This window comes from Flavobacterium sp. LAR06, from assembly GCF_041946075.1.
Lineage (GTDB): Bacteria > Bacteroidota > Bacteroidia > Flavobacteriales > Flavobacteriaceae > Flavobacterium.
The window spans coordinates 34,745-55,881 of the sequence record NZ_JAUTYT010000002.1 but is presented as its reverse complement, the minus strand read 5'-3'; the positions used below and the strand labels follow the sequence as shown (position 1 = coordinate 55,881).

Here is a 21,137-nt window from a genome sequence, read left to right as displayed (position 1 = left end):
TGTTTTTACAAAAAAATAGTTATACAACGAAAACGTTGTAGTGTTTAAAACTTTTTTTTATTTCCTTGTATTTTAGCTATTTGTATTCTCGATAAAGTAATTTCTGAAAAAATACAGGAATGAGGTTTAGCCCTCTTTTTGATGAATAAGCTGTGAGAAATCGGTTCTATTTATGAAATTAAAATGCGGGCCATATAATTTTTTGTTAATAGTATGGCTGATAGTTGTATTATGTGATTGAATTGTTATTTTTGTTCGTTATAAGTTAAAAAGAACTAGATCTTAATTATTTAGTGATTTTTGGTTTGAAAACGAAATACGAAGGCAAGATCTTTACATTCAAATTAAATTTAAAATAATGTTATTAAAAAAATTACAGCTAAAAACAATTGATTACAAACTAGTGTTGACAATGTGTTTTTTACTTTTTTTCAACTCAGTTGTTTCAGCTCAGGAAATCATTCCGGATGTTGTGGCTCAAAAACCAGTTGAAGTTCCTTCTGGACAGAAACTAAAAGTTGACGGTATTATTGCTACTGTTGGAGATTATATTGTTTTAGATTCAGATATTGATAAAGGATTTTTAGAAATTGCTGCTCAGGGTGGGAATGTAAAAGACATCACAAGATGTCAGATGCTTGGTAAGCTTTTAGAAGATAAACTATATGCACATCAGGCGATTCAGGATAGTATTATAGTTAGTGATGCAGAAGTTAGGGGGATGATGGAAGACCGACTGAATTATATGGTAAAACAAGTTGGTGATATTAACAAAGTAGTTGAATATTACAAAAAAAGTTCAGTAGAAGAATTTAAAACCTATTTTGCGGATATTTTAAAAGAGCAAAAATTATCTTCAGAGATGCGAGATAAAATTGTTGACGGTGTACAGATTACACCTGAAGAAGTTCGTAATTTCTTTAAAAAAATACCAAAAGAGGATTTGCCAACTTTTGGAGCTGAGATGGAAGTAGCACAGATTGTGGTAGAACCTAAGGTCTCTAAGGAAGATAAACAGAAAGTAATCGATAGATTAAATGCTATCAGAAAAGATGTTCTTGAAGGCTCAAGTTTTGCTACAAAAGCCGTTTTATATTCGCAGGACCCGGGATCTTCTTCTAATGGAGGTTATTATAAAATGAATAGAAAAACTTCTTTCGTTAAAGAATTTAAAGACGTAGCATTTAGTTTGCAAGAAGGCGAGGTTTCGGAGCCTTTTGAAACTATTTACGGTTTTCATATTATTATGGTAGATAAAATTAAAGGGCAGGAAGTGGAATTACGTCATATTTTAATAGCTCCGACTGTATCGGAAGATGCTTTGAAAGAAGCCAAAGAAAGAATTACCAATATCAGGAATAAGATAGTGGGTAATGAAATTTCTTTTGCTGATGCAGCAAGAACTGAGTCTGATGAAAAAGAAACTAGAGCAAATGGTGGAATCCTTATAAATCCTAATACACAAGATACACGTTTTGAGTTGACTAAGATGGATCCAACATTATACAGTCAGGTTTCAAATTTAAAGGACACTGAAGTTTCTCAGCCACTTTTAAGTACAGATGAAAAAGGGAAGAAAACGTATAAATTAATTACGGTTACGAATAGAATTGATGAACACGTTGCTGATTATGCTAAAGATTATACAAAAATTAAAGATTTGGCACTGAAAGAAAAACAGATTGAAGCAATTGGAAAATGGTTCGATACTAAGATTAAAGATACGTACATTAAAATTATTGGAGAATACAGAGATTGTGCTTTTGCAAACAATTGGTTGAAAAAATAATTTTTATTAAATAAATAAAAAGAGTTAGTTTTATGAATTCATAGAGCTAACTCTTTTTTAATTTAAAAAACATACTTAAATGTCTGACGTAGCAGCAATTCATAATTTAGTTCAAAAGAGAAACGAATTAAAATCAGAAATAGCAAAAATCATTGTAGGCCAGGATGCAGTTGTAGATCAAATTTTACTGTGTATATTTTCAGGAGGACACGCTCTTTTAATTGGGGTTCCGGGTTTGGCAAAAACGTTAATGATAAACACTTTGTCTCAGGCTTTAGGATTAGATTTTAAAAGAATTCAGTTTACTCCGGATTTAATGCCTTCGGATATTTTAGGAAGTGAAATTCTTGATGAGAACAGACAGTTTAAATTCATCAAAGGACCCATTTTTTCAAACATTATTTTAGCAGACGAGATCAACAGAACGCCGCCAAAAACACAAGCAGCTTTACTTGAAGCCATGCAGGAACGTTCGGTAACTATTGCTGGTCAAAACTATAAATTAGATTTACCATACTTTGTATTGGCAACTCAAAACCCAATTGAGCAGGAAGGAACGTATCCATTACCGGAAGCACAGTTAGATCGTTTTATGTTTGCTATAAAATTAGAATATCCAACTTTTGAAGAAGAAGTACAGGTTGTAAAACGTACAACATCTGATGCTAAAACAACGATCAATCCATTATTTACTGCACAGGAAATTATCGATTTTCAACACTTGATCCGCAGAATTCCTGTTGCTGACAATGTTATTGAGTATGCTGTGACTTTGGTAAGCAAAACTCGTCCAGACAATAAATTATCTAATGATTTTGTAAAAAACTATTTAGACTGGGGTGCCGGACCTAGGGCTTCTCAAAATTTAATTTTGGCAGCAAAAGCACATGCAGCTTTTCATGGTAAATTTTCTCCGGATATTGAAGATGTAAAAGCTGTTGCAACAGGAATTTTACGTCACAGAATTATTAAAAATTACAAAGCTGATGCTGAAGGAATAACAGAAGATATTATTATTCAGAAGTTATTGTAGAGTAATATAAAAAGATAAAAAAGTCAAACAAATCTAAAATTGTTTGGCTTTTTTTATGGCTAAACTTTAGTTGTTTCATTTACCAGGCGAACAGGTTTGTTGTCAAATAATTTGATCAAAAGAACTTCTATAAGCGAAGTGTACTTTTTATTATTGCATTCATACCACCAGTAAGAGTAATATTGAATTTGATTTTTCTCCATTTTAACACGCCAGATTTTTTCATTTCCTTTTTTAACTTCTTTTGATTCGATTATTTTATATCCCGCACCCGTCCAGCAGACCAACGGTCTATGATTGGAGGTTTTAATATAAACCAGTTTGTCTGGTGTTACGATTTTAAATACTTCCTTATTTAGCCAAATTCCTTTTTTATTTTTATATTCTTGATTTAGGTTTTCAAGTAAATTATAATGTTGTTCTTTTTTAATTTCAAAACTTGTTACGAATATCAGTATTGCAGGAAATATAATGAAGAAAATCGGGTAAAGATTCTTCTTTATTTCGATATCTTCTTTTTTCGGTTTAAAGAATCGGATTAAAAAAAGCATTGGTATAATTTGATAAAATATGAAACAGATTATTCCAATAGTATGATGTAATACATTTTCTTCGGTACAATTAAATAAAATCAAAGTGATGATTCTGAAATAATTTGAAATAATATTCAGCGCAATCAAAAGACAGCAAAAAAGAAAAATTTGTATAATGCTGAAATACTTATGATGTTTCTTTTCTTCCAAAGTCAGTAAAAGCGCTCCAGACAATAATCCAGTCTTAAACATGGATAGCCCCATACAGGCAGTGTCGACTGTAATTTTGGAATTGTTGATATAAAAATTGACACCCTCTATTTTATTGATTGGAATAAAGTTTTTCAATGTTACATACACGTAATAGCAAAGAGATTGTTTTATTTCCGTTGTCATATAATCGAAAAAGGTATTAAAGAGCGAAGAAAACAACAAAATACAGATGAATGCAATAAAAGAAAACTTTTGGGTTATGTTATAATATATAAGGCAGATAAATAAAGCCAAAGCTAGAAAATGTATCGATTTGGTATGCAGACGGTAGCTGATAAATTCTAGTATAAAAAGCATTGCAAAAAGAGGGAAGTTTAGATTTAAGGTCGTTTTTCTTCCCCCAATAAAAAATAACGCTATTGAAAATATAATTCCGAACAAATTGCTGTCAAGTCCTGTCAATACAATCTTATAATTTACAATCAAAAGACAGAAAACAATAAAGATGCTGATCGTTTTTTGGTATTTCAATAGATGATTCATTTAAATAGTCTGTTTTTTGTTTTTTCTATAATAGAAGTAAAGTGTTATAGTTCCTATGATAATTAAAAGCCATTCATGTGGTTCCGGAACCGAACCGTCATTGTTTATAGAAGCATTTCCTAGCGTATTTACATTTTTCTCAATACCGTTCTTTTTGTAATCGTCGTCGGTTTCAAGAACAATTAAAGAGGAGATTGGTGTAACGATATTAGCGTCTTTTGCTATTTCAACATATTGATTATTAGCCAAAGTGTCTCCTTGGATTTCTACATGTTCTTCCAGAACTTTTCCAAATGCATACATTCTGTAAATATGATTTGTACCATTACTTTTTGAAATACTATCTTTTATGTTTTCCTGAATAGAAATTTGTGCAGGTTCAATATTTACTGTGTTTTTTGCCGATTTAAACAAAATGAATTGATGTTGCTCAATCATTTTTAAGCTGTTTTTTAAACTCGTCTGAAAGTAATCGGCATATTTTTGTTCTTTAACTGTTTGCCAAAATGGGTTTATGTCAGCGGAAATATTAATAACCTTGATGTTTCTTTCTTTGGTTTCTGTTTTAATTTTTTTCAAGTAATTTGAGTTTTCTAAATCTTCAAAATTGGCTGAAAATGTTCCTGATTTTGTAACAATCAAACTATTTTCGGCAAGTTTGTAAAGTGGTAATAAAGAATAATGAAAATCTTCAAAATCTAACAGAATGGCTTTAAAATTTTCTTTATTAATTGCTGTTTTTTGACCATTAATAAAAACGTACATATTTTTTTTATCAAGATTTACAATGGACTCGATTTGCTTGATAGTCCAATTGGTGTTTAAATCGAGAATAATTTCAGAAGGAGTAAAAGGAATAACGGTTTTCTGAATGTCTTTAACTTCATAAATGTTGTTTTTCCAGGCAAATGAATTATGGTTAATTTTGTTTAAAGGCAGAGTTGCCTGCCAATCGTCCAGTCCTTTTGATTGATTTATGAAAAATCCATTTTTGAGTTCGAAGTCTTTGCTGGTCTCAATTTTTGTGTTTCCAACTACTTGAATTCTTGAAATTGTTTCTGAATTTGAAATATTCGGACCTTTTATAGAAAGGCTCTGATAGTTCATTTGATGATCTTGTACTTTTAAAGGAGTTGTAAAGCCACATTTAAATGTTCTTGGTGTTTTGTTGTTTATGGGAAAAACTCTTACTACAACTTTGTTTCCTTCTTTCCATTGCATTAATGAAGGATCACGGTATTCTACACCAACAATTTTTGTGTATGCTTTCTTTGCTTTTTCTTTAGTAGTTAAAATACCTTTTCGCTCAATTCCGTTTACCCAAAGAGAAAGTGAAGTAGCAACGGATCCTTCAGGTAATTGAAAAGAATAAATAGCCTCCTGATTTTGCCATGAATTTTCTGCGGCAGCAATATTCATTGTGATTTCAGTATAAGCTAAACGAGAATCAGAATAAATTTTTATATCTTCTTTAATGCTTTTGGTAAAGAGATTTTCACCGCTCCACAATTGTTCTTCCGTTTCTAATCTTTTGTCAAAATTAGATTTCAGTATGTTTATTTTATCATCATTGCTCAGACCAGGATCTTTGCAAAATAAATAGGCAATACTAATAAAAGGATTGTGGGTTTTTCTTTCGTTGAATTGCTGATTGCTAAAGGAATTAAAATTGTCAAATGAAAAAAAATCATCAGGGCCTGTATAAACAATATCTTTCTTTAATAGTATTTCATTAAAAAAATTTGGCTTTAGATTTTGTGAAACAGCAATATAATTGGGTAAATCATCATTGTTATTAAAGGATTTCACCATTGCAGTCTTTGCTATTCTATTACTTTCAAGACTTAATCCTATTGTGAAAACCAGTAAACTAATTACCACAATTGAAAATCCAGCACTGAAAGAAATAAAGTAAATTCGGTTTCGCGCTAAATAACGAAGAACAGTTAGTGTGTGAATAATAATAACCAGGGCGGGAACCAAACCATAAAAGCCTAATCCTAATGCAATGATTCCGATAAAGGAATAAGGCATAACCGGAATAAGATATAGTGCGAAGTAAAGTATTATGGTGAAAGAAAGTCCATTAAAGAAAAAGTAATAAGGAGTATTTGCGCTTTCGTCTGAGTTTCTGTATATAAAGAAATTAGAAATACAGAAAGTAAAAGTTGCTATATAAACCCAAATAGGCAAATCCTCAAAAATTGGAATCAAAGTATTAAGACTGAAACATCCAATAAACCAATTCAATATTAAAAAGGAAGTAAGATGAATGTAGGTTTCTTTATCTCTTAAAATTAAAAAAGAAAGCACTGTTCCATAAACAAACTCAAATATTAAACTTGGTATAGCAATAGATTCAGAATTGTGAAAATGGAATTCACTACTTACAAGTGAACTGATGAAAAAGATAGTACTGAAGAGTGTGACTACTAAGCTAATTAGAACTCCTGGTTTTTGAGCGTAATAATTTAAAATTTCTATTTTGTATTTCATAGTTGTATTTATTTAAAAGTACTTTGAAACACAAAGTTAATAAAAATTTTGAATTACAAGATTTTTTGTTTCATTTTTTTCGAAAGCCTTTTTAGAGTTTCGATTTCTTCCGGATGAACGTTTAAAAAAGAAGGAAAAAACACAACTATAACGTTATAAATTCTTATTTAGAAAGATTCTTAGTGAAAAACGATGTAAAATCTCACTTCATTTCTAACAACAAATTTCGACTTTGTTAAAGAAAAGATTTTAAAATACCAATAATTCATTATTTTAATATAAAATTGATATTTTGGCAAAAAGAGGCGGTCAAAATCGTTTTTTAATAATAATAATTTTTAAAAAGGCGACTTCCATTATATTTTTTTTAATTCTCGCCTTTAATAGCTAAATTTGCGAACAAAAAAATAAAAATACCTAGAAAATACCTCCATTATGAACATTTATAAGGATTACATCCAAGAAATTGGAGAAAGAAAAACACAAGGGCTTCACCCAAAGCCAATCGATGGTGCAGAATTATTAAGTGATATCATCGAACAAATTAAAGATTTGAATAATGAGTACAGAGAAGATTCTCTTAACTTCTTTATTTATAATGTGGTACCAGGAACTACTAGTGCTGCTGGTCTTAAAGCTAAATTTTTAAAAGAAATTATTCTTGGTCAATTCGAGGTTAAAGAAATAACACCTGCTTTTGCTTTTGAATTATTATCACACATGAAAGGTGGACCTTCTATTGAAGTTTTATTGGATTTAGCGCTAGGTAATGATGTTGCTATTGCAAAAGAAGCAGCAAATGTTCTAAAGACACAAGTTTACCTTTATGAAGCTGACACAGACCGTCTAAAAGAAGCATTTAAAAATGATAATGCAATAGCAAGAGAAATTCTTGAAAGCTATGCAAAAGCAGAATTCTTTACTGCATTGCCAGAAGTAGTTGAAGAAATTAAAGTGGTTACTTTTATTGCTGGTGAAGGTGATATTTCGACAGATTTATTATCTCCTGGTAATCAGGCTCACTCGCGTTCTGATCGTGAACTTCATGGTAAATGCATGATTACTCCTCAGGCACAAGAGGAAATTCAGGCATTACAAGCAAAACACCCTGACGCAAGCGTTATGTTGATTGCTGAGAAAGGTACAATGGGTGTGGGGTCATCAAGGATGTCAGGTGTAAATAATGTGGCACTTTGGACAGGTAAAAAAGCAAGTCCGTATGTTCCATTTATCAATATTGCTCCAATCGTTGCGGGAACAAATGGTATTTCGCCAATTTTCCTAACAACTGTTGATGTTACTGGTGGTATTGGTTTAGATCTTAAAAATTGGATTAAAAAACTAGATGTAGAAGGTAACGTTATTCGTAATGAGAATAATGAGCCAATTCTGGAAGAAGCATATTCTGTTGCTACCGGAACTGTACTTACAATAAATACAAAAACAAAGAAACTTTATAACGGGGACCAAGAACTTATTGATATTTCTAAGGCATTCACGCCTCAGAAAATGGAATTTATAAAAGCTGGAGGATCATACGCAATTGTATTTGGTAAAAAACTTCAAACATTTGCAGCTAAAGTTTTAGATGTTGAAGCTCCTCTTGTGTTTGCTCCATCAAAAGAAATTTCTATTGAAGGACAAGGTCTTACAGCAGTAGAAAAAATCTTTAACAGAAATGCTGTTGGAATAACTCCGGGTAAAGTATTACACGCTGGTTCTGATGTTCGAGTAGAAGTTAATATTGTAGGTTCACAAGATACGACCGGTCTTATGACTGCTCAGGAATTGGAGTCTATGGCTGCTACAGTAATTTCACCAATCGTTGATGGTGCATACCAATCTGGTTGTCATACAGCTTCAGTATGGGATAAAAAAGCTCAGGCAAATATTCCAAAATTGATGAAATTTATGAACGATTTCGGATTAATCACAGCTCGTGACCCGAAAGGAGTTTATCATTCAATGACTGATGTTATTCATAAAGTTCTTAATGATATTACAATAGACGAGTGGGCTATCATTATTGGTGGTGACTCTCATACAAGAATGTCTAAAGGTGTTGCTTTTGGTGCCGACTCAGGAACTGTTGCTCTTGCACTTGCGACTGGTGAAGCTTCAATGCCAATTCCAGAATCAGTAAAAGTGACTTTTGTTGGAGAAATGAAAGGGTATATGGACTTCCGTGATGTAGTTCATGCTACACAATCTCAGATGCTTAAAAAGTTTGGTGGTGAAAACGTATTCCAAGGTAGAATTATCGAGGTTCATCTAGGAACTCTTACTGCTGACCAGGCCTTTACTTTTACAGACTGGACTGCAGAAATGAAAGCAAAAGCTTCTATTTGTATTTCTGAAGATGATACTTTGATTGAATCATTAGAGATTGCAAAAGGAAGAATCCAGATCATGATTGACAAGGGAATGGACAATCATAAACAAGTTCTTCAGGGGTTGATCAATAAAGCAGATAAGCGAATTACAGAGATTAAATCGGCAGAGAAACCGGCCTTAACTCCAGATTCAAACGCTAAATATTACGCTGAAGTAGTAGTTGATCTTGATCAAATTATCGAACCAATGATTGCTGATCCAGACGTGAACAACGTTGATGTTTCTAAAAGATATACTCACGATACTATCAGACCTTTATCTTTCTACGGAGGAGATAAAAAAGTAGATCTTGGATTTATTGGTTCTTGCATGGTTCATAAAGGAGATATGAAAATCCTTGCTCAGATGCTTAAAAATATAGAAAATCTACACGGGAAGGTTGAGTTTAAAGCGCCACTTGTAGTGGCACCTCCAACTTATAACATTGTAGATGAGCTTAAAGCTGAAGGTGACTGGGAAGTTTTACAGAAATACTCAGGTTTCGAATTTGATGACAATGCACCTAAAGGTGCGGCGCGTACAGAATATGAGAAAATGCTGTATTTAGAGCGTCCAGGTTGTAACCTTTGTATGGGTAATCAGGAAAAAGCGGCAAAAGGAGATACTGTAATGGCAACTTCTACGCGTCTTTTCCAGGGAAGAGTAGTTGAGGATACTGAAGGTAAAAAAGGAGAATCATTGCTTTCGTCTACACCGGTTGTGGTATTGTCTACAATCCTTGGTAGAACTCCTACTTTAGATGAATATACTGCTGCAGTAGATGGTATCAATTTGACCAGATTTGCACCTTCTCATAAATTATTAGTTATGTAATCATCAGATTAGTTAATTATATGCAAAAGCCCGAGTTATTCTCGGGCTTTTTCTTTTATGGCTACTCTATTTTTTGTATCTTGTCATGTTCAAAATAAAAATAAAAAAACAATTATACTTATGGCTTTTGATATTGAAATGATTAAAAAAGTGTATGAGAACATGCCAGGTCGTGTTGACAAAGCACGCGAGATTGTAGGTCGTCCACTTACCTTAACGGAGAAAATTTTGTACAATCACCTGTGGGATGGAGATCCAACGAAGGCGTTTGGAAGAGGAGTTGATTATGTTGATTTTGCACCAGATCGTGTCGCATGTCAAGATGCAACGGCTCAAATGGCATTACTGCAATTTATGCACGCTGGAAAGCCTAAAGTAGCAGTTCCTACAACAGTGCACTGTGATCACCTGATTCAGGCAAAAGTAGATGCTGCAACCGATTTGGCGCGAGCAAAAACACAAAGTAACGAAGTTTTCGATTTCTTATCGTCAGTTTCTAATAAATACGGAATTGGTTTCTGGAAGCCAGGAGCCGGAATTATTCACCAGGTAGTGCTTGAAAATTATGCATTCCCGGGCGGAATGATGATTGGTACCGACTCTCATACTGTAAATGCAGGTGGTTTAGGAATGGTAGCTATTGGTGTTGGTGGGGCTGATGCCGTAGACGTTATGTCTGGTATGGCTTGGGAGCTTAAATTTCCTAAATTGATTGGTGTAAAATTAACTGGTAAATTATCAGGATGGACTGCTCCTAAAGATGTTATTCTTAAAGTTGCCGGTATTCTAACTGTAAAAGGTGGTACAGGTGCTATTGTTGAATATTTTGGGGAAGGTGCAACTTCTATGTCTTGTACAGGAAAAGGTACTATTTGTAACATGGGGGCTGAAATTGGAGCTACAACTTCAACTTTTGGTTATGATGATTCAATGAGCCGTTACCTGCGTTCTACAAACAGAGCTGATGTTGCTGATGCTGCAGATAAAGTAGCATCTTATTTAACAGGAGATCCTGAGGTATACGCTAATCCGGAAAAATATTTTGATCAGGTTATCGAAATCAATTTGTCTGAATTAGAACCACATTTAAACGGTCCTTTTACTCCGGATTTAGCGACTCCAATTTCTAAAATGAAAGAAGAAGCAATCAAAAATAACTGGCCATTACAGATTCAGGTTGGTTTAATTGGTTCTTGTACAAATTCTTCTTACGAAGATATCGCCCGTGCCGCTTCTTTGGCAAGACAAGTAAGTGCTAAAAACTTAAAGACCAAATCTCAGTTTACAATTACGCCAGGTTCTGAAGTAGTTCGTTATACAATTGAAAGAGATGGATTTATCGATACTTTCGAGAAAATTGGAGCAACTGTTTTTGCTAATGCCTGTGGACCATGTATTGGTATGTGGGACAGAGAAGGAGCAGAGAAAGAAGAAAGAAACACTATTGTTCACTCTTTCAATCGCAACTTCTCAAAACGTGCAGATGGTAATCCAAATACTTTAGCTTTTGTTGGTTCTCCGGAATTGGTTACTGCTATGGCTATTGCTGGTGATTTAGGCTTTAATCCGTTAACAGATACTTTAATCAATGAAGATGGAGAAGAAGTAAGGCTTGAAGCTCCAACAGGAGATGAATTGCCTCCAAAAGGATTTGATGTTAAAGATCCGGGCTTCCAGGTTCCGGCAGAAGATGGATCTGGAGTTCAGGTTGTTGTAAGTCCAACATCTGATCGTCTGCAATTATTAGCTCCTTTTGATGCTTGGGATGGTAAAAATATCACAGGTGCAAAATTATTGATCAAAGCATTCGGAAAATGTACTACTGACCATATTTCTATGGCTGGGCCATGGTTGCGTTTCCGTGGGCATTTAGATAATATTTCTAACAATATGTTGATTGGTGCTGTGAATGCCTTCAATCAAAAAACAAACTCGGTTAAAAATCAATTAACAGGTGATTATGATGCAGTTCCTGCTGTAGCTCGTGCCTATAAAGCGGCTGGAGTTCCTTCTATTGTTGTGGGAGATCATAATTATGGAGAAGGTTCATCTCGTGAACACGCTGCTATGGAGCCACGTTTCTTAGGTGTAAAAGCAGTATTAGTAAAATCTTTCGCTCGTATTCATGAAACCAACCTTAAAAAACAAGGTCTTTTAGGATTGACTTTTGCTAACGAAGCTGATTATGATAAAATTCAGGAGAATGACACTATTAATTTTACTGATTTAACGGAGTTTGCTCCAGGAAAACCACTAACATTAGAGTTTCTTCATGCGGATGGTACTAAAGATATTATCCTGGCAAACCATACTTACAACGCAGGTCAAATTGGCTGGTTTGTTGCAGGTTCAGCATTAAACTTAATTGCTGCTGGAAAAGCTTAATCTTTAAGATTTAATTATACTAAAAACGCTCTGTAAAAACAGAGCGTTTTTTATTTAGGAAACGACTGCTAACCAAAAAAATATTGTTCTTGTTCAGGTAGCAATTTGGTTTTAAGTTGACTTTTAAAGAAAATGACATGTGTATAATTGGGTTGTAATCAATGGTTTTTGGTTTTTATTATTTTTAATTTGTCTCTTTTGGGAAAATTAAGTGTTAAAAAATGTGCTTTTTGTGCTTAAAAAAGTTAAATTCGCTTTCCCCCAAAACACAATTCGTTTTTTTAAGTTTGAAATAAACAGATTGAACTTGAGATTACGAAGGATTAAATTGAATAAAATGGTTTTTAGATTAATATTAGTATTGTTTTTTTTTAGTGTAAGTGCTTTTTCTCAAGAGAAATATATTAAACACAAAATTTCAAAAGGAGAAAATCTTACTGTAATTGCTAAAAAATACGGAGTAAAAGCTAAAGATATTGCAGAGGCAAACCCAAATGCTCCTAAAGTTTTAAAACTAAATTCAATCTTATTAATTCCAAATATCAATCAGGTCTCTGAAATGAAACCAACTGAAACGGTTTCAAATACTACTCCGGGTGTGCATGAAATTCAGGCCAAAGAAACACTTTGGGGAATATCGAAAAAATACAATGTCTCAGTTGATGATTTAAAAAAGGCAAATCCTTCATTAGAGACGGAAGGGCTGAGAATTGGACAGCAAATTACTATACCATCAAAATCAATAGCAGTTTCAGAAAAACCAATTGATGATCTTAAAATTGTAACGGATGTTGAGGTAGTTGTTGAGGTTCAGCCTAAAGAAACAAAATATGCAATTGCCAAAAGATACGGATTGACAGTTGCGGAATTAGAAAAGCAAAATCCATTTATAAAAGGTAAATTACCGGTTGGGTATGTTTTAAAAATTCGTACATCTAAAGAAAAGGCTGATGCGGCTCAGGCATTGATTCAGCCAATAAACCCCATTTTAAAAGATTCTTTATCGGTTCCGAATCAAAACGTGCAAATTGCTGAAAATTCAGAAATTAAAAAAGATTCTTCTACAATTATAAGAGTAAGTAATCATTCAGATTTAATTAATCAGTTGGTGATGAATGCCACTGAAAATATTGGAGTACGATATCGGTCTGGTGGAACTACAAGAGCTGGTTTTGACTGTTCTGGTTTAATGATTTCTACGTTTAGCAATTTTGATATTAAACTACCAAGAAGTTCTATTGAACAATCCCGAATTGGAGTAAAAGTTAATTCAGGTGAAGCTCAAAAAGGTGATCTTATCTTTTTTAGAACTAACGGAAGGCGACAAATTAATCACGTCGGAATGGTAATTGAGGTAGCTGATGGAGAAATTAAATTTGTTCACTCCTCTACTCACGGAGGTGTTATAATTTCTTCAACTAAAGAACCATATTACGAAAGAACTTTTTCGCAGGTAAACCGCGTTTTGGAGAAAATTTAAATGTTTAGATAAACTTTATTTCTAAATTCTTCAATTGGGAAAGGCTTGCCTAAAAAATCGGTAACATAGATGCTTTCGCTGATTTCTTTAATTTCGTCCGGATCCAATGTTGAGGAAAGTACATAAATTTGATTATCTTTCTTTAGTTCGCTATCTAGTTTAGCATACGCATTCAAAAATTCAAAGCCATTCATAACAGGCATTTGTACATCGAGAATAATAACAATTGATGGGTAAAGTTTTTTGTTAGCAAGAAGCCACTCAATGCCTTCTTTGCCATTGTTGGTTATATGCACTTCTTCTATACAAAGTACCTTTTTTAGTAATTGTTTGATGACAAGCTGATCTATAAGGTTGTCTTCAATTAATAAAAATACATTTTTAACTGGCATAGGCATATGGGATTGTTACTATGAATTTACTTCCGATATTGCTCTGTGAGCTTACTGAAATGTTTCCTTTAATGTTTTCTACCGCCTCTTTGACTATATAAAGACCCAAACCCGACCCTTTGTTTTTGTTGGTGCCAAAGTACATTTTAAAAATATTGTCTTTGTATTCATCATTAATTCCAATTCCGTTGTCAGCCACTTCAATTTTATGAAAACCATCTATATAATAGGTTTTGATGGAGACATTCATTTCTTGCTTATTACTGTCTGCATATTTAATGGCATTTGAGATTAAATTAGAAATGATGATTTTTAGACGTAAATTGTCACTTTCAATTTTATCTATTAGCAATTCTTTGGTAAACTTAATTCGATTTGCATTTTCTATATGCATCAGTTGAGAAATAGACTCGTCGAATATTTCCATTAGGCTTACAGGTTCCATAACGACTTCGTATCGTTTGTTTTTAGAGTAATCAATAATATCATTAATAAAGCGATCTTGCTTGGCAAGACTTTGATTCATTAAGTTGAGATATTTTTTAATTTGATTTGGATCATCCTCCAATTGTGTTATTTCTATAAGTCCTTTTAATGATGTAATAGGGGAGCGAAGGTCATGCGATGCGCTGTAAACAAAGCGGTCAAGTTCATGATTAACAATCATTAAGTTTTTGTTTTTAACTTCGATTTCTTTTTTAGAAACGATAAGACGTTTTACCATTATTGAGTAATACAAGCAAACGCTACATACAATCATTAGGATAAAAAAAATGTTTGTTATAATAAGTAAACTTTTTATTTGTCGAGTTCCTTCTCCTAAGGTGTTAGAGAAGTTACGTTCGTTAATGGTAAGTTTGTCGCTAATACCGCTAATTTTTTGAAGATATTTTTGTTGATCAGTATGGGTTAGCATGTTTCTCTCTATTTTGGCATTAATTTGTTGACCAATACTAAATAATTCAGAAATCAATTTATCACCTTGTTCCCATTCTTTTATCGCTTTTGCCAGGAATGAAACATTCTTAAAGTTTTCAAATAACCATATAACATCATCTAAGTCTTCTTCTTTATTTCGTCCTGTAAGTAATCCTTGTCGAGCTGCTTCATTATCGCCTACTTTTAAAAGTGTTATTCTTGCGATTCCATCACCTTGTGGAACTTTTAGTTCTTCTAAGTATAATTTCCATTGATTTTGATCTTTGGTGTACAAATAGGTAATCAGATGACGTGAAGCATCTTTTTGTCCTTTGGAATAGTGTGATTCACCATTTATGTAAGCTCTGTTCGCAGACAGGGTTTTGATAGTAAAGTAATTAATACATATTAATAGAGCACAAGAAACAAATACAATCAGTAACAGAATGAAAACATTCGCAAAGCGTAATTTCTTAAAAAAAGGGAACTTAAGCATAGTTTTGTATTTGTTAGTTAATAATTTGATTTCCTGGATTCTTTATGAACATCTTACAATTTTTTATGTTTAAAATAATCGTCTGGAGTAGATGATTTATTTTTTTAAAAATAAACAATTGTTAATGAAATATCTGAGTTTTTAAGACTTTTGACATCTCTTTCAAATTTAATAAAAAAGAATGATTTAGATTGAAATAGTGGGAATTTTCTTTTGTGTCTTATTTTTAGAATTCAATAATCTGATAATTAGGTATTTGGCCGGTGTTTTGATTTGTTGTAAATTCTCTTAACTTAAAAATGAATTCTCCTAAAGTTTGTGTAGATCTTGTGGGAATAAAATAAGGCATCCTAAAAGGTCTTGTTTTGTTTAACTGTTTTTAATGTTTAAAAGCTGGTAAATTTGAAACAAAGAACAGTGGTGCGATGGAGATGAAGAGGTAGTTTTTTGTCGCTAGAATATAACATTTCAGGTACAAATCAATCTGCGGAAAGATCCTAATTTTCTGTTATTGATGAATTCGTAAATATTCACAATAAATCTGCTTTATTTTTGGTTATTAAGGGAAGAAGAAAAGTAACGTTCTTTAACTATAATATAGTTTGTTATTTTGGTCGATACTCAGTAGAATCTTCGTTTTCAAATTTGTTAGCAGTAATGTCTTCTTTTACAAAACTTGGTTTCGTCTCAGCTTCTGTTGTTATTTTTTGAAATTGAATGCTCGAAATTTTTGAGTTTTTGATTTTAAAAAGGGTAATACTAAAATATGCCAAACAAGCAATCCCAATTATAATCAAAAAGATACTAAGGTAAAATTCAGTTCCTTGTTTGTCTAAACTTTGAGTCAACATCAGTAGGGCTAGTACAGGAAATATAATTCCCCAATATTCCATATTAATCCAAAACAAGCCATGATTACTTTTGAAATTGATTTCTTTACCGGTTTCTTTATCAATGAAAACTCTTAAAGTTTTATTCCATTTAATTCCAAAAAAGTAGCTAAAAATTGCTGCAATATAAAGTGGAATAACAAAACTTTGGATTATATAGGTTTCGGGTAAAATTGGGATGAAGAAAAAAATGGTAATAAATAAAATTAAAAGAGAGAGAAAACCTCTGCCTGACCAAACTATCATAATTACTGGTTTTTATGTTTGTTACCGACCTTTCCCTTAAATACTATGAAGTGACATTTATCAGTCCTTTGAAAAACTGAATACCGCCAAATAAAATGGCACCCCAAAAAATAAAGCCAATGTCAGCTATAGTTAAAATGGTGCCGCCACAAAACCACAATGCGCCATAAACCATATCTTTTCTGGCTTTCTCGTGTTTTGCTTCTTGTATTTCAATTTCTACGTTTTCTACTATCAAGCCGGCAATTTCGTTGCTTAGCCCTTGTGCAATAAGTTGGTTCTTAGCTTCGTGAGTTGATTTGTTTTCGTTTAAAAGTAAATTTGCCACATAATTATAATGATGATTTGCCACATCCGGCGATTCTAAGTTGGTGGTTTCCATAACGTGGTTAGTCTTGGTTGGTTAATTTTTATAGATTTGATTTTCAAATATAAATAGTTGAAATTGTATAATGTTACGGAAAGACGTAAACTGTTAAAATTTTATTTTAAAGCTGGTATTAACACGTTGCCAGGTAATTTTTGAGCATAAAAAAAACTGCAATTTTTTAAAGTTGCAGTTTTTTGTGTTAGTTAGATTTTGTCTTTATTCTATTCTTTCGAATCCACTACCGATACCATCGTAGTTATTGTCATCAATCGAAAGTTTATTTTGCTCATAAATTTTAATGATACCGTTTGTTACAAAATATCTGCCGTCTGGGTTATTGCTCATATCACATGTTATGTACTTTTCCATCTCTCCGGTATAAATTGATTTTATTGTGGTAAGTTCATACTTTCCAATCATCACTTCTTTCCCATCTTTAAGTATAGTGAAAGTGTAATTTTTCATTAGATTCAATTGAAGAGTAGTTTCGGTCGAGGCAGGCGTTTCGTGTAAATGATCGGCAAAACCTCCGTGAGTTCCGGTCCATTTCCATTTTCCAACAAAATCGGAGTTTTGAACTTTATTTTCACTTTCGGCACCGCAGGAAATAAATGTAATTGCGGTAATTAAGATGGTTATAAACTTTCTCATAATCTTTGGTTTATTATAAGATGAATTTTTTTTGAATTGGTTGCGTTTCTAGTTCTTCTATTTTGGAAATAAATGAGTGGAGTCTTGGGGCTGTTTCGTTTTTTAATAAATTTCATGCCAAAAATGCCCACAACCATTTTTGCACTCGGTATTTCTTCTTTCCGTGTCTGTAATTTTAAAAATCCAAAGCAATGCTGTTATTGTTTTTATATTTTCACTTTTTGGAAGCAGAGGCAGCTTACTTAATGCAATTTTAGTTGGATAGGTTTTTAAAATTACAATGGGAGTATAAGCCGGCTTTAACGGAATTGTTGCTAATGCATTTTGGTACGCTTCTGTATTATAATCTGTTTTATTTGGAATAGAATTGATTATATAATTATTTAGAGTCACAAAAAGTTCATCAAAATTATATGGTAATAATTGTTGAAGACCGATTTTAAAATCTAGTTTATCTTGAGCAATTTTATTGATTATTTCTTCCATTTGGGATTTTTAATTGAACTTTTTAAAGATAAAAGCATCAATAAGAATAGGCAAGAGCATAGTTCCGATTGATATTACGAAAGTGTATATGTAATCAATTTTATATTTTGGAAATTTTCCGATTTCTGGTTCTCTATTGAATATTTTGAAATAAATATTTCTTGTAATCTGCTGAAGAATTAGAAAAATAAATAGCATTTGTGAACCAAAATAACTGAAGTTCCTCAGTTCATTATTAGAGTTGTCTTCAATTAATATTCCAGTAATAATTAATAGAATGGCAATTGAAATCCAAATGGTGAATATTTTTTTATCGTTTAATCTTTCTATTTGAAATCCCACAATAAAAAGAGGAATTGTAAAAATTATAAAAAGTAAAATATCAATATTCATTCTTTTGTTTTCAAATTATTCCAGCTAAAGTATGAAATATCCTTTTGAATTTTTAAATATAATATCTTCTTATGAAACCGAGACTCGCATGAGGGAGACGGCATCTTCCGATTTAGAAAAACAAGGCTTTTTAGCCGTAGTTTTTGTTAATTGGGAATATAGCCGATAGCCCGACCCGGAGGGACACGCCCAAATTAGTCTGATAGTTGAATATTTATTTTAGAATTGAATTGTTTGATTTGTGTTCAAAATTCTAACAATCTAATAATCGAATTAAAAAATTTCCAAAAAAAGTATATCTTTAACCAACCCAAAACCAAAAAAATGCAAGAAAACGAACAAGACCAAGAACATTTTAAAAGAGAACTCGGATTACTAGACGGAACCATGCTTGTCGTGGGATCTATGATTGGCTCCGGGATTTTTATCGTAAGCGCCGATATCGCAAGACAAGTAGGATCAGCAGGCTGGCTGACGTTAATTTGGCTAATCTCTGGATTAATTACCATTATTGCTGCTGTAAGTTACGGCGAGCTAAGCGCCATGTTTCCTAAAGCTGGGGGACAATACGTTTACCTAAAAGAAGCTTACAATAAACTGATTGCCTTTTTGTACGGCTGGAGCTTTTTTGCCGTAATTCAAACCGGAACAATTGCTGCCGTTGGAGTGGCTTTCTCAAAATTTGCCGCTTATATTTATGAACCGTTAAGCGACGAAAATATTTTATTCGAATTGGGTTCTTTCAAACTCAATGCAGCACAATTAGTGTCTATTTTTACTATTATTTTATTGACTTATATAAACAGTCGTGGAGTGAAAAACGGAAAAATTCTGCAAACCGTTTTAACGATTATCAAAATTTTATCATTGCTGGGTTTAATTGTTTTCGGATTAACGCTTGCTGCAAAGGCTTCGATTTGGGATGCAAACTGGGCTGATGCGTGGACAACACGTTCATATAATGCTGAAAGCGGGTCGTGGCTTCCAATAAGCGGAACAGCTTTGATCACCGGAATTTCTGCTGCGATGGTGGGATCCTTATTTTCAAGTGATGCCTGGAACGGAGTCACTTTTATTGCGGGAGAGATTAAAAATCCAAAACGTAATGTTGGTTTCAGTTTATTTCTGGGAACTTTTATTGTAACGATAATTTATGTTTTGACTAACTTAATGTATTTGGCCGTAATTCCGCTTGACGAAATTGCAACTGCAAAATCTGATAGAGTAGCAGTTGTGGCTTCACAATATATTTTTGGAAATATCGGAACATTGATTATTGCTATCATGATTATGATTTCGACTTTTGCCTGCAACAACGGATTAATTATGGCGGGTGCCAGAGTTTATTATACAATGGCAAAAGATGGTTTGTTCTTCAAAAAAGCAGCTGTCTTAAATGAATCAAGTGTGCCTGCGTGGGCTTTGTGGGCACAATGTATTTGGGCTTCGGCTTTATGTCTGACAGGGAAATATGGAGATTTATTAGACTTTGTAATCATCATTGTATTGATTTTTTACATTCTAACGATCTACGGAATTTTCATTTTACGTAAAAAAATGCCAGATGCGGAGCGACCTTATAAAGCTTTTGGATATCCGTTTTTGCCGATGTTATACATCATTATTGCAACAGCAATTTGTATTTCATTGTTATTAACTAAATTTTCGACTTGTGGTTGGGGAGTGTTAATTATGCTAACAGGAATTCCGGTTTATTACTTAACAAAACCAAAGGAATCATAGAAGTTGCTAAGGTCCTAAGATACTGAGATTCTAAGATTTTTTTTAAGTATAGAACACGCCTTGTTAATAGCAAGGCGTTTTTTTGTATCGAAAATCTGGTAAATCTGCGTGAGAAAATAATCTCCCAGTCAGAAAGAAAAGTAAACTTTGCGTCTTTGTGGCAAAAAAACTTGCGAACTTTGCGTAAAACCCGTGCGCCCTTTGCGGTTAAATTTCAACGCATTTCAAAAAAATTATACATTTTGAAAATCAGCATTAATTTTATTTTCTGTTGGTCTTAAAAGAATAAGATAAGCTATAACAATTAATCCAAATAGAGCTAAATCAGGTTTCAAAAATAAAATAATAAAAGCAACTCCTTCAAGAATTGCCCAACGGATAATGGAAGCAGTTTGATAAATAGGCAATTTTTCTTCGATTTTTAAATTTTGATCCGCTTGTTTTAATTGTGATTTAAATAGATAGTTACCCAGAAAAATAGACAGGAAAGGTAAGACTGCAAATACAATTGAAGAAGAATCAAGCACAGGAATTTTTAATGTTTTCATAGAGAATTCTCCAAGCATGATGTAAGTAATGATAACTCCTGCACAAATAGCAAGATGAATAGTTTTAAGAATTTTGATTTTTTCGGTCATTAGTTTTTTGATTTTATAAATGCGAATATAGAATTATTTCTGTTGAAAAATCAAAATTTGAATATGAACTAAAAACCAATATGGAAAGGTCTGGAGGGAAAATAATCTCCCAGTCAGAAAGAAAAGTAAACTTTGTGTCCTTGTGTCTTCGTGTCAAAAATATAGTAACAAAAAAAAGACACTGCTCATTTATACAAGCAGTGTCTTTTGATTTAAATAATCCAGAAACAATTGG

16 protein-coding genes are annotated in these 21,137 nt (G+C 32.7%); 6 read left to right on the top strand and 10 right to left on the bottom strand.

Annotated elements, in window-relative coordinates:
- Positions 1-358 precede the first annotated feature (358 nt).
- Both Q7C23_RS03455 and Q7C23_RS03450 read left to right on the top strand, forming a co-directional pair.
- Complete coding sequence (locus Q7C23_RS03455) at positions 359-1,789, top strand: peptidylprolyl isomerase (protein ID WP_375031199.1); 1,431 nt, start codon at positions 359-361, stop codon at positions 1,787-1,789.
- Positions 1,790-1,868: 79 nt separating this feature from the next.
- Positions 1,869-2,822 (top strand): MoxR family ATPase, encoded by a 954-nt coding sequence (locus tag Q7C23_RS03450; protein ID WP_072975071.1) that lies wholly within the window; start codon positions 1,869-1,871, stop codon positions 2,820-2,822.
- Between the two features lie 59 nt (positions 2,823-2,881).
- Here Q7C23_RS03450 and xrtN read toward each other — a convergent pair whose 3' ends face one another.
- Positions 2,882-4,111 (bottom strand): exosortase N, encoded by a 1,230-nt coding sequence (gene xrtN, locus Q7C23_RS03445; RefSeq protein WP_375031198.1) that lies wholly within the window; start codon positions 4,109-4,111, stop codon positions 2,882-2,884.
- Positions 4,112-6,607, bottom strand: coding sequence for an XrtN system VIT domain-containing protein (locus tag Q7C23_RS03440; protein WP_375031197.1), 2,496 nt, complete (start codon positions 6,605-6,607; stop codon positions 4,112-4,114).
- A gap of 435 nt (positions 6,608-7,042) precedes the next feature.
- On the opposite strand from Q7C23_RS03440, the gene Q7C23_RS03435 reads away from it, so the two are divergent.
- The 3 genes from Q7C23_RS03435 (at position 7,043) to Q7C23_RS03425 (ending at position 13,679) form a co-directional block, all read left to right on the top strand.
- On the top strand, positions 7,043-9,814 hold the full coding sequence (locus tag Q7C23_RS03435) for a bifunctional aconitate hydratase 2/2-methylisocitrate dehydratase (RefSeq protein ID WP_375031196.1): 2,772 nt from the start codon (positions 7,043-7,045) through the stop codon (positions 9,812-9,814).
- A gap of 120 nt (positions 9,815-9,934) precedes the next feature.
- On the top strand, positions 9,935-12,199 hold the full coding sequence (locus Q7C23_RS03430; protein WP_375031195.1) for an aconitate hydratase: 2,265 nt from the start codon (positions 9,935-9,937) through the stop codon (positions 12,197-12,199).
- Positions 12,200-12,536: 337 nt separating this feature from the next.
- Positions 12,537-13,679, top strand: a complete 1,143-nt coding sequence (locus tag Q7C23_RS03425; protein ID WP_375031194.1) for a LysM peptidoglycan-binding domain-containing protein — start codon at positions 12,537-12,539, stop codon at positions 13,677-13,679.
- On the opposite strand, the gene Q7C23_RS03420 is transcribed toward Q7C23_RS03425, so the two are convergent.
- The 7 genes from Q7C23_RS03420 to Q7C23_RS03390 all read right to left on the bottom strand — a co-directional run bounded on the left by Q7C23_RS03420 (position 13,676) and on the right by Q7C23_RS03390 (position 18,521).
- Positions 13,676-14,071 carry a response regulator gene (locus Q7C23_RS03420; RefSeq protein ID WP_375031193.1) on the bottom strand — a complete coding sequence of 132 codons (396 nt, stop codon included), beginning with the start codon at positions 14,069-14,071 and terminating at the stop codon, positions 13,676-13,678. The two genes, Q7C23_RS03425 and Q7C23_RS03420, sit on opposite strands and share 4 nt — an antisense overlap.
- A complete protein-coding gene (locus Q7C23_RS03415; protein WP_375031192.1) occupies positions 14,061-15,485 on the bottom strand; it encodes a sensor histidine kinase in 1,425 nt (474 codons plus the stop codon). The genes Q7C23_RS03420 and Q7C23_RS03415 overlap by 11 nt, the downstream gene beginning before the upstream one ends.
- 605 nt (positions 15,486-16,090) lie before the next feature.
- Positions 16,091-16,621, bottom strand: a complete 531-nt coding sequence (locus tag Q7C23_RS03410) for a hypothetical protein (protein WP_375031191.1) — start codon at positions 16,619-16,621, stop codon at positions 16,091-16,093.
- Positions 16,622-16,664: 43 nt separating this feature from the next.
- Positions 16,665-17,003 carry a hypothetical protein gene (locus tag Q7C23_RS03405; RefSeq protein WP_375031190.1) on the bottom strand — a complete coding sequence of 113 codons (339 nt, stop codon included), beginning with the start codon at positions 17,001-17,003 and terminating at the stop codon, positions 16,665-16,667.
- A 204-nt stretch (positions 17,004-17,207) separates the two neighbouring features.
- Positions 17,208-17,642, bottom strand: a complete 435-nt coding sequence (locus Q7C23_RS03400) for a hypothetical protein (protein ID WP_375031189.1) — start codon at positions 17,640-17,642, stop codon at positions 17,208-17,210.
- 102 nt (positions 17,643-17,744) lie between these two features.
- The gene (locus tag Q7C23_RS03395) at positions 17,745-18,128 is read right to left on the bottom strand and encodes a DUF5958 family protein (RefSeq protein ID WP_375031188.1); all 384 of its coding nucleotides are present in this window, start codon (positions 18,126-18,128) and stop codon (positions 17,745-17,747) included.
- 9 nt (positions 18,129-18,137) lie between these two features.
- Complete coding sequence (locus Q7C23_RS03390) at positions 18,138-18,521, bottom strand: hypothetical protein (RefSeq protein ID WP_375031187.1); 384 nt, start codon at positions 18,519-18,521, stop codon at positions 18,138-18,140.
- A gap of 324 nt (positions 18,522-18,845) precedes the next feature.
- Between Q7C23_RS03390 and Q7C23_RS03385 the strand changes: the two genes are divergently transcribed.
- On the top strand, positions 18,846-20,264 hold the full coding sequence (locus Q7C23_RS03385) for an APC family permease (RefSeq protein ID WP_194659030.1): 1,419 nt from the start codon (positions 18,846-18,848) through the stop codon (positions 20,262-20,264).
- 233 nt (positions 20,265-20,497) lie between these two features.
- Here Q7C23_RS03385 and Q7C23_RS03380 read toward each other — a convergent pair whose 3' ends face one another.
- On the bottom strand, positions 20,498-20,902 hold the full coding sequence (locus Q7C23_RS03380; RefSeq protein ID WP_375031186.1) for an MFS transporter: 405 nt from the start codon (positions 20,900-20,902) through the stop codon (positions 20,498-20,500).
- Between the last annotated feature and the right edge of the window lie 235 nt (positions 20,903-21,137).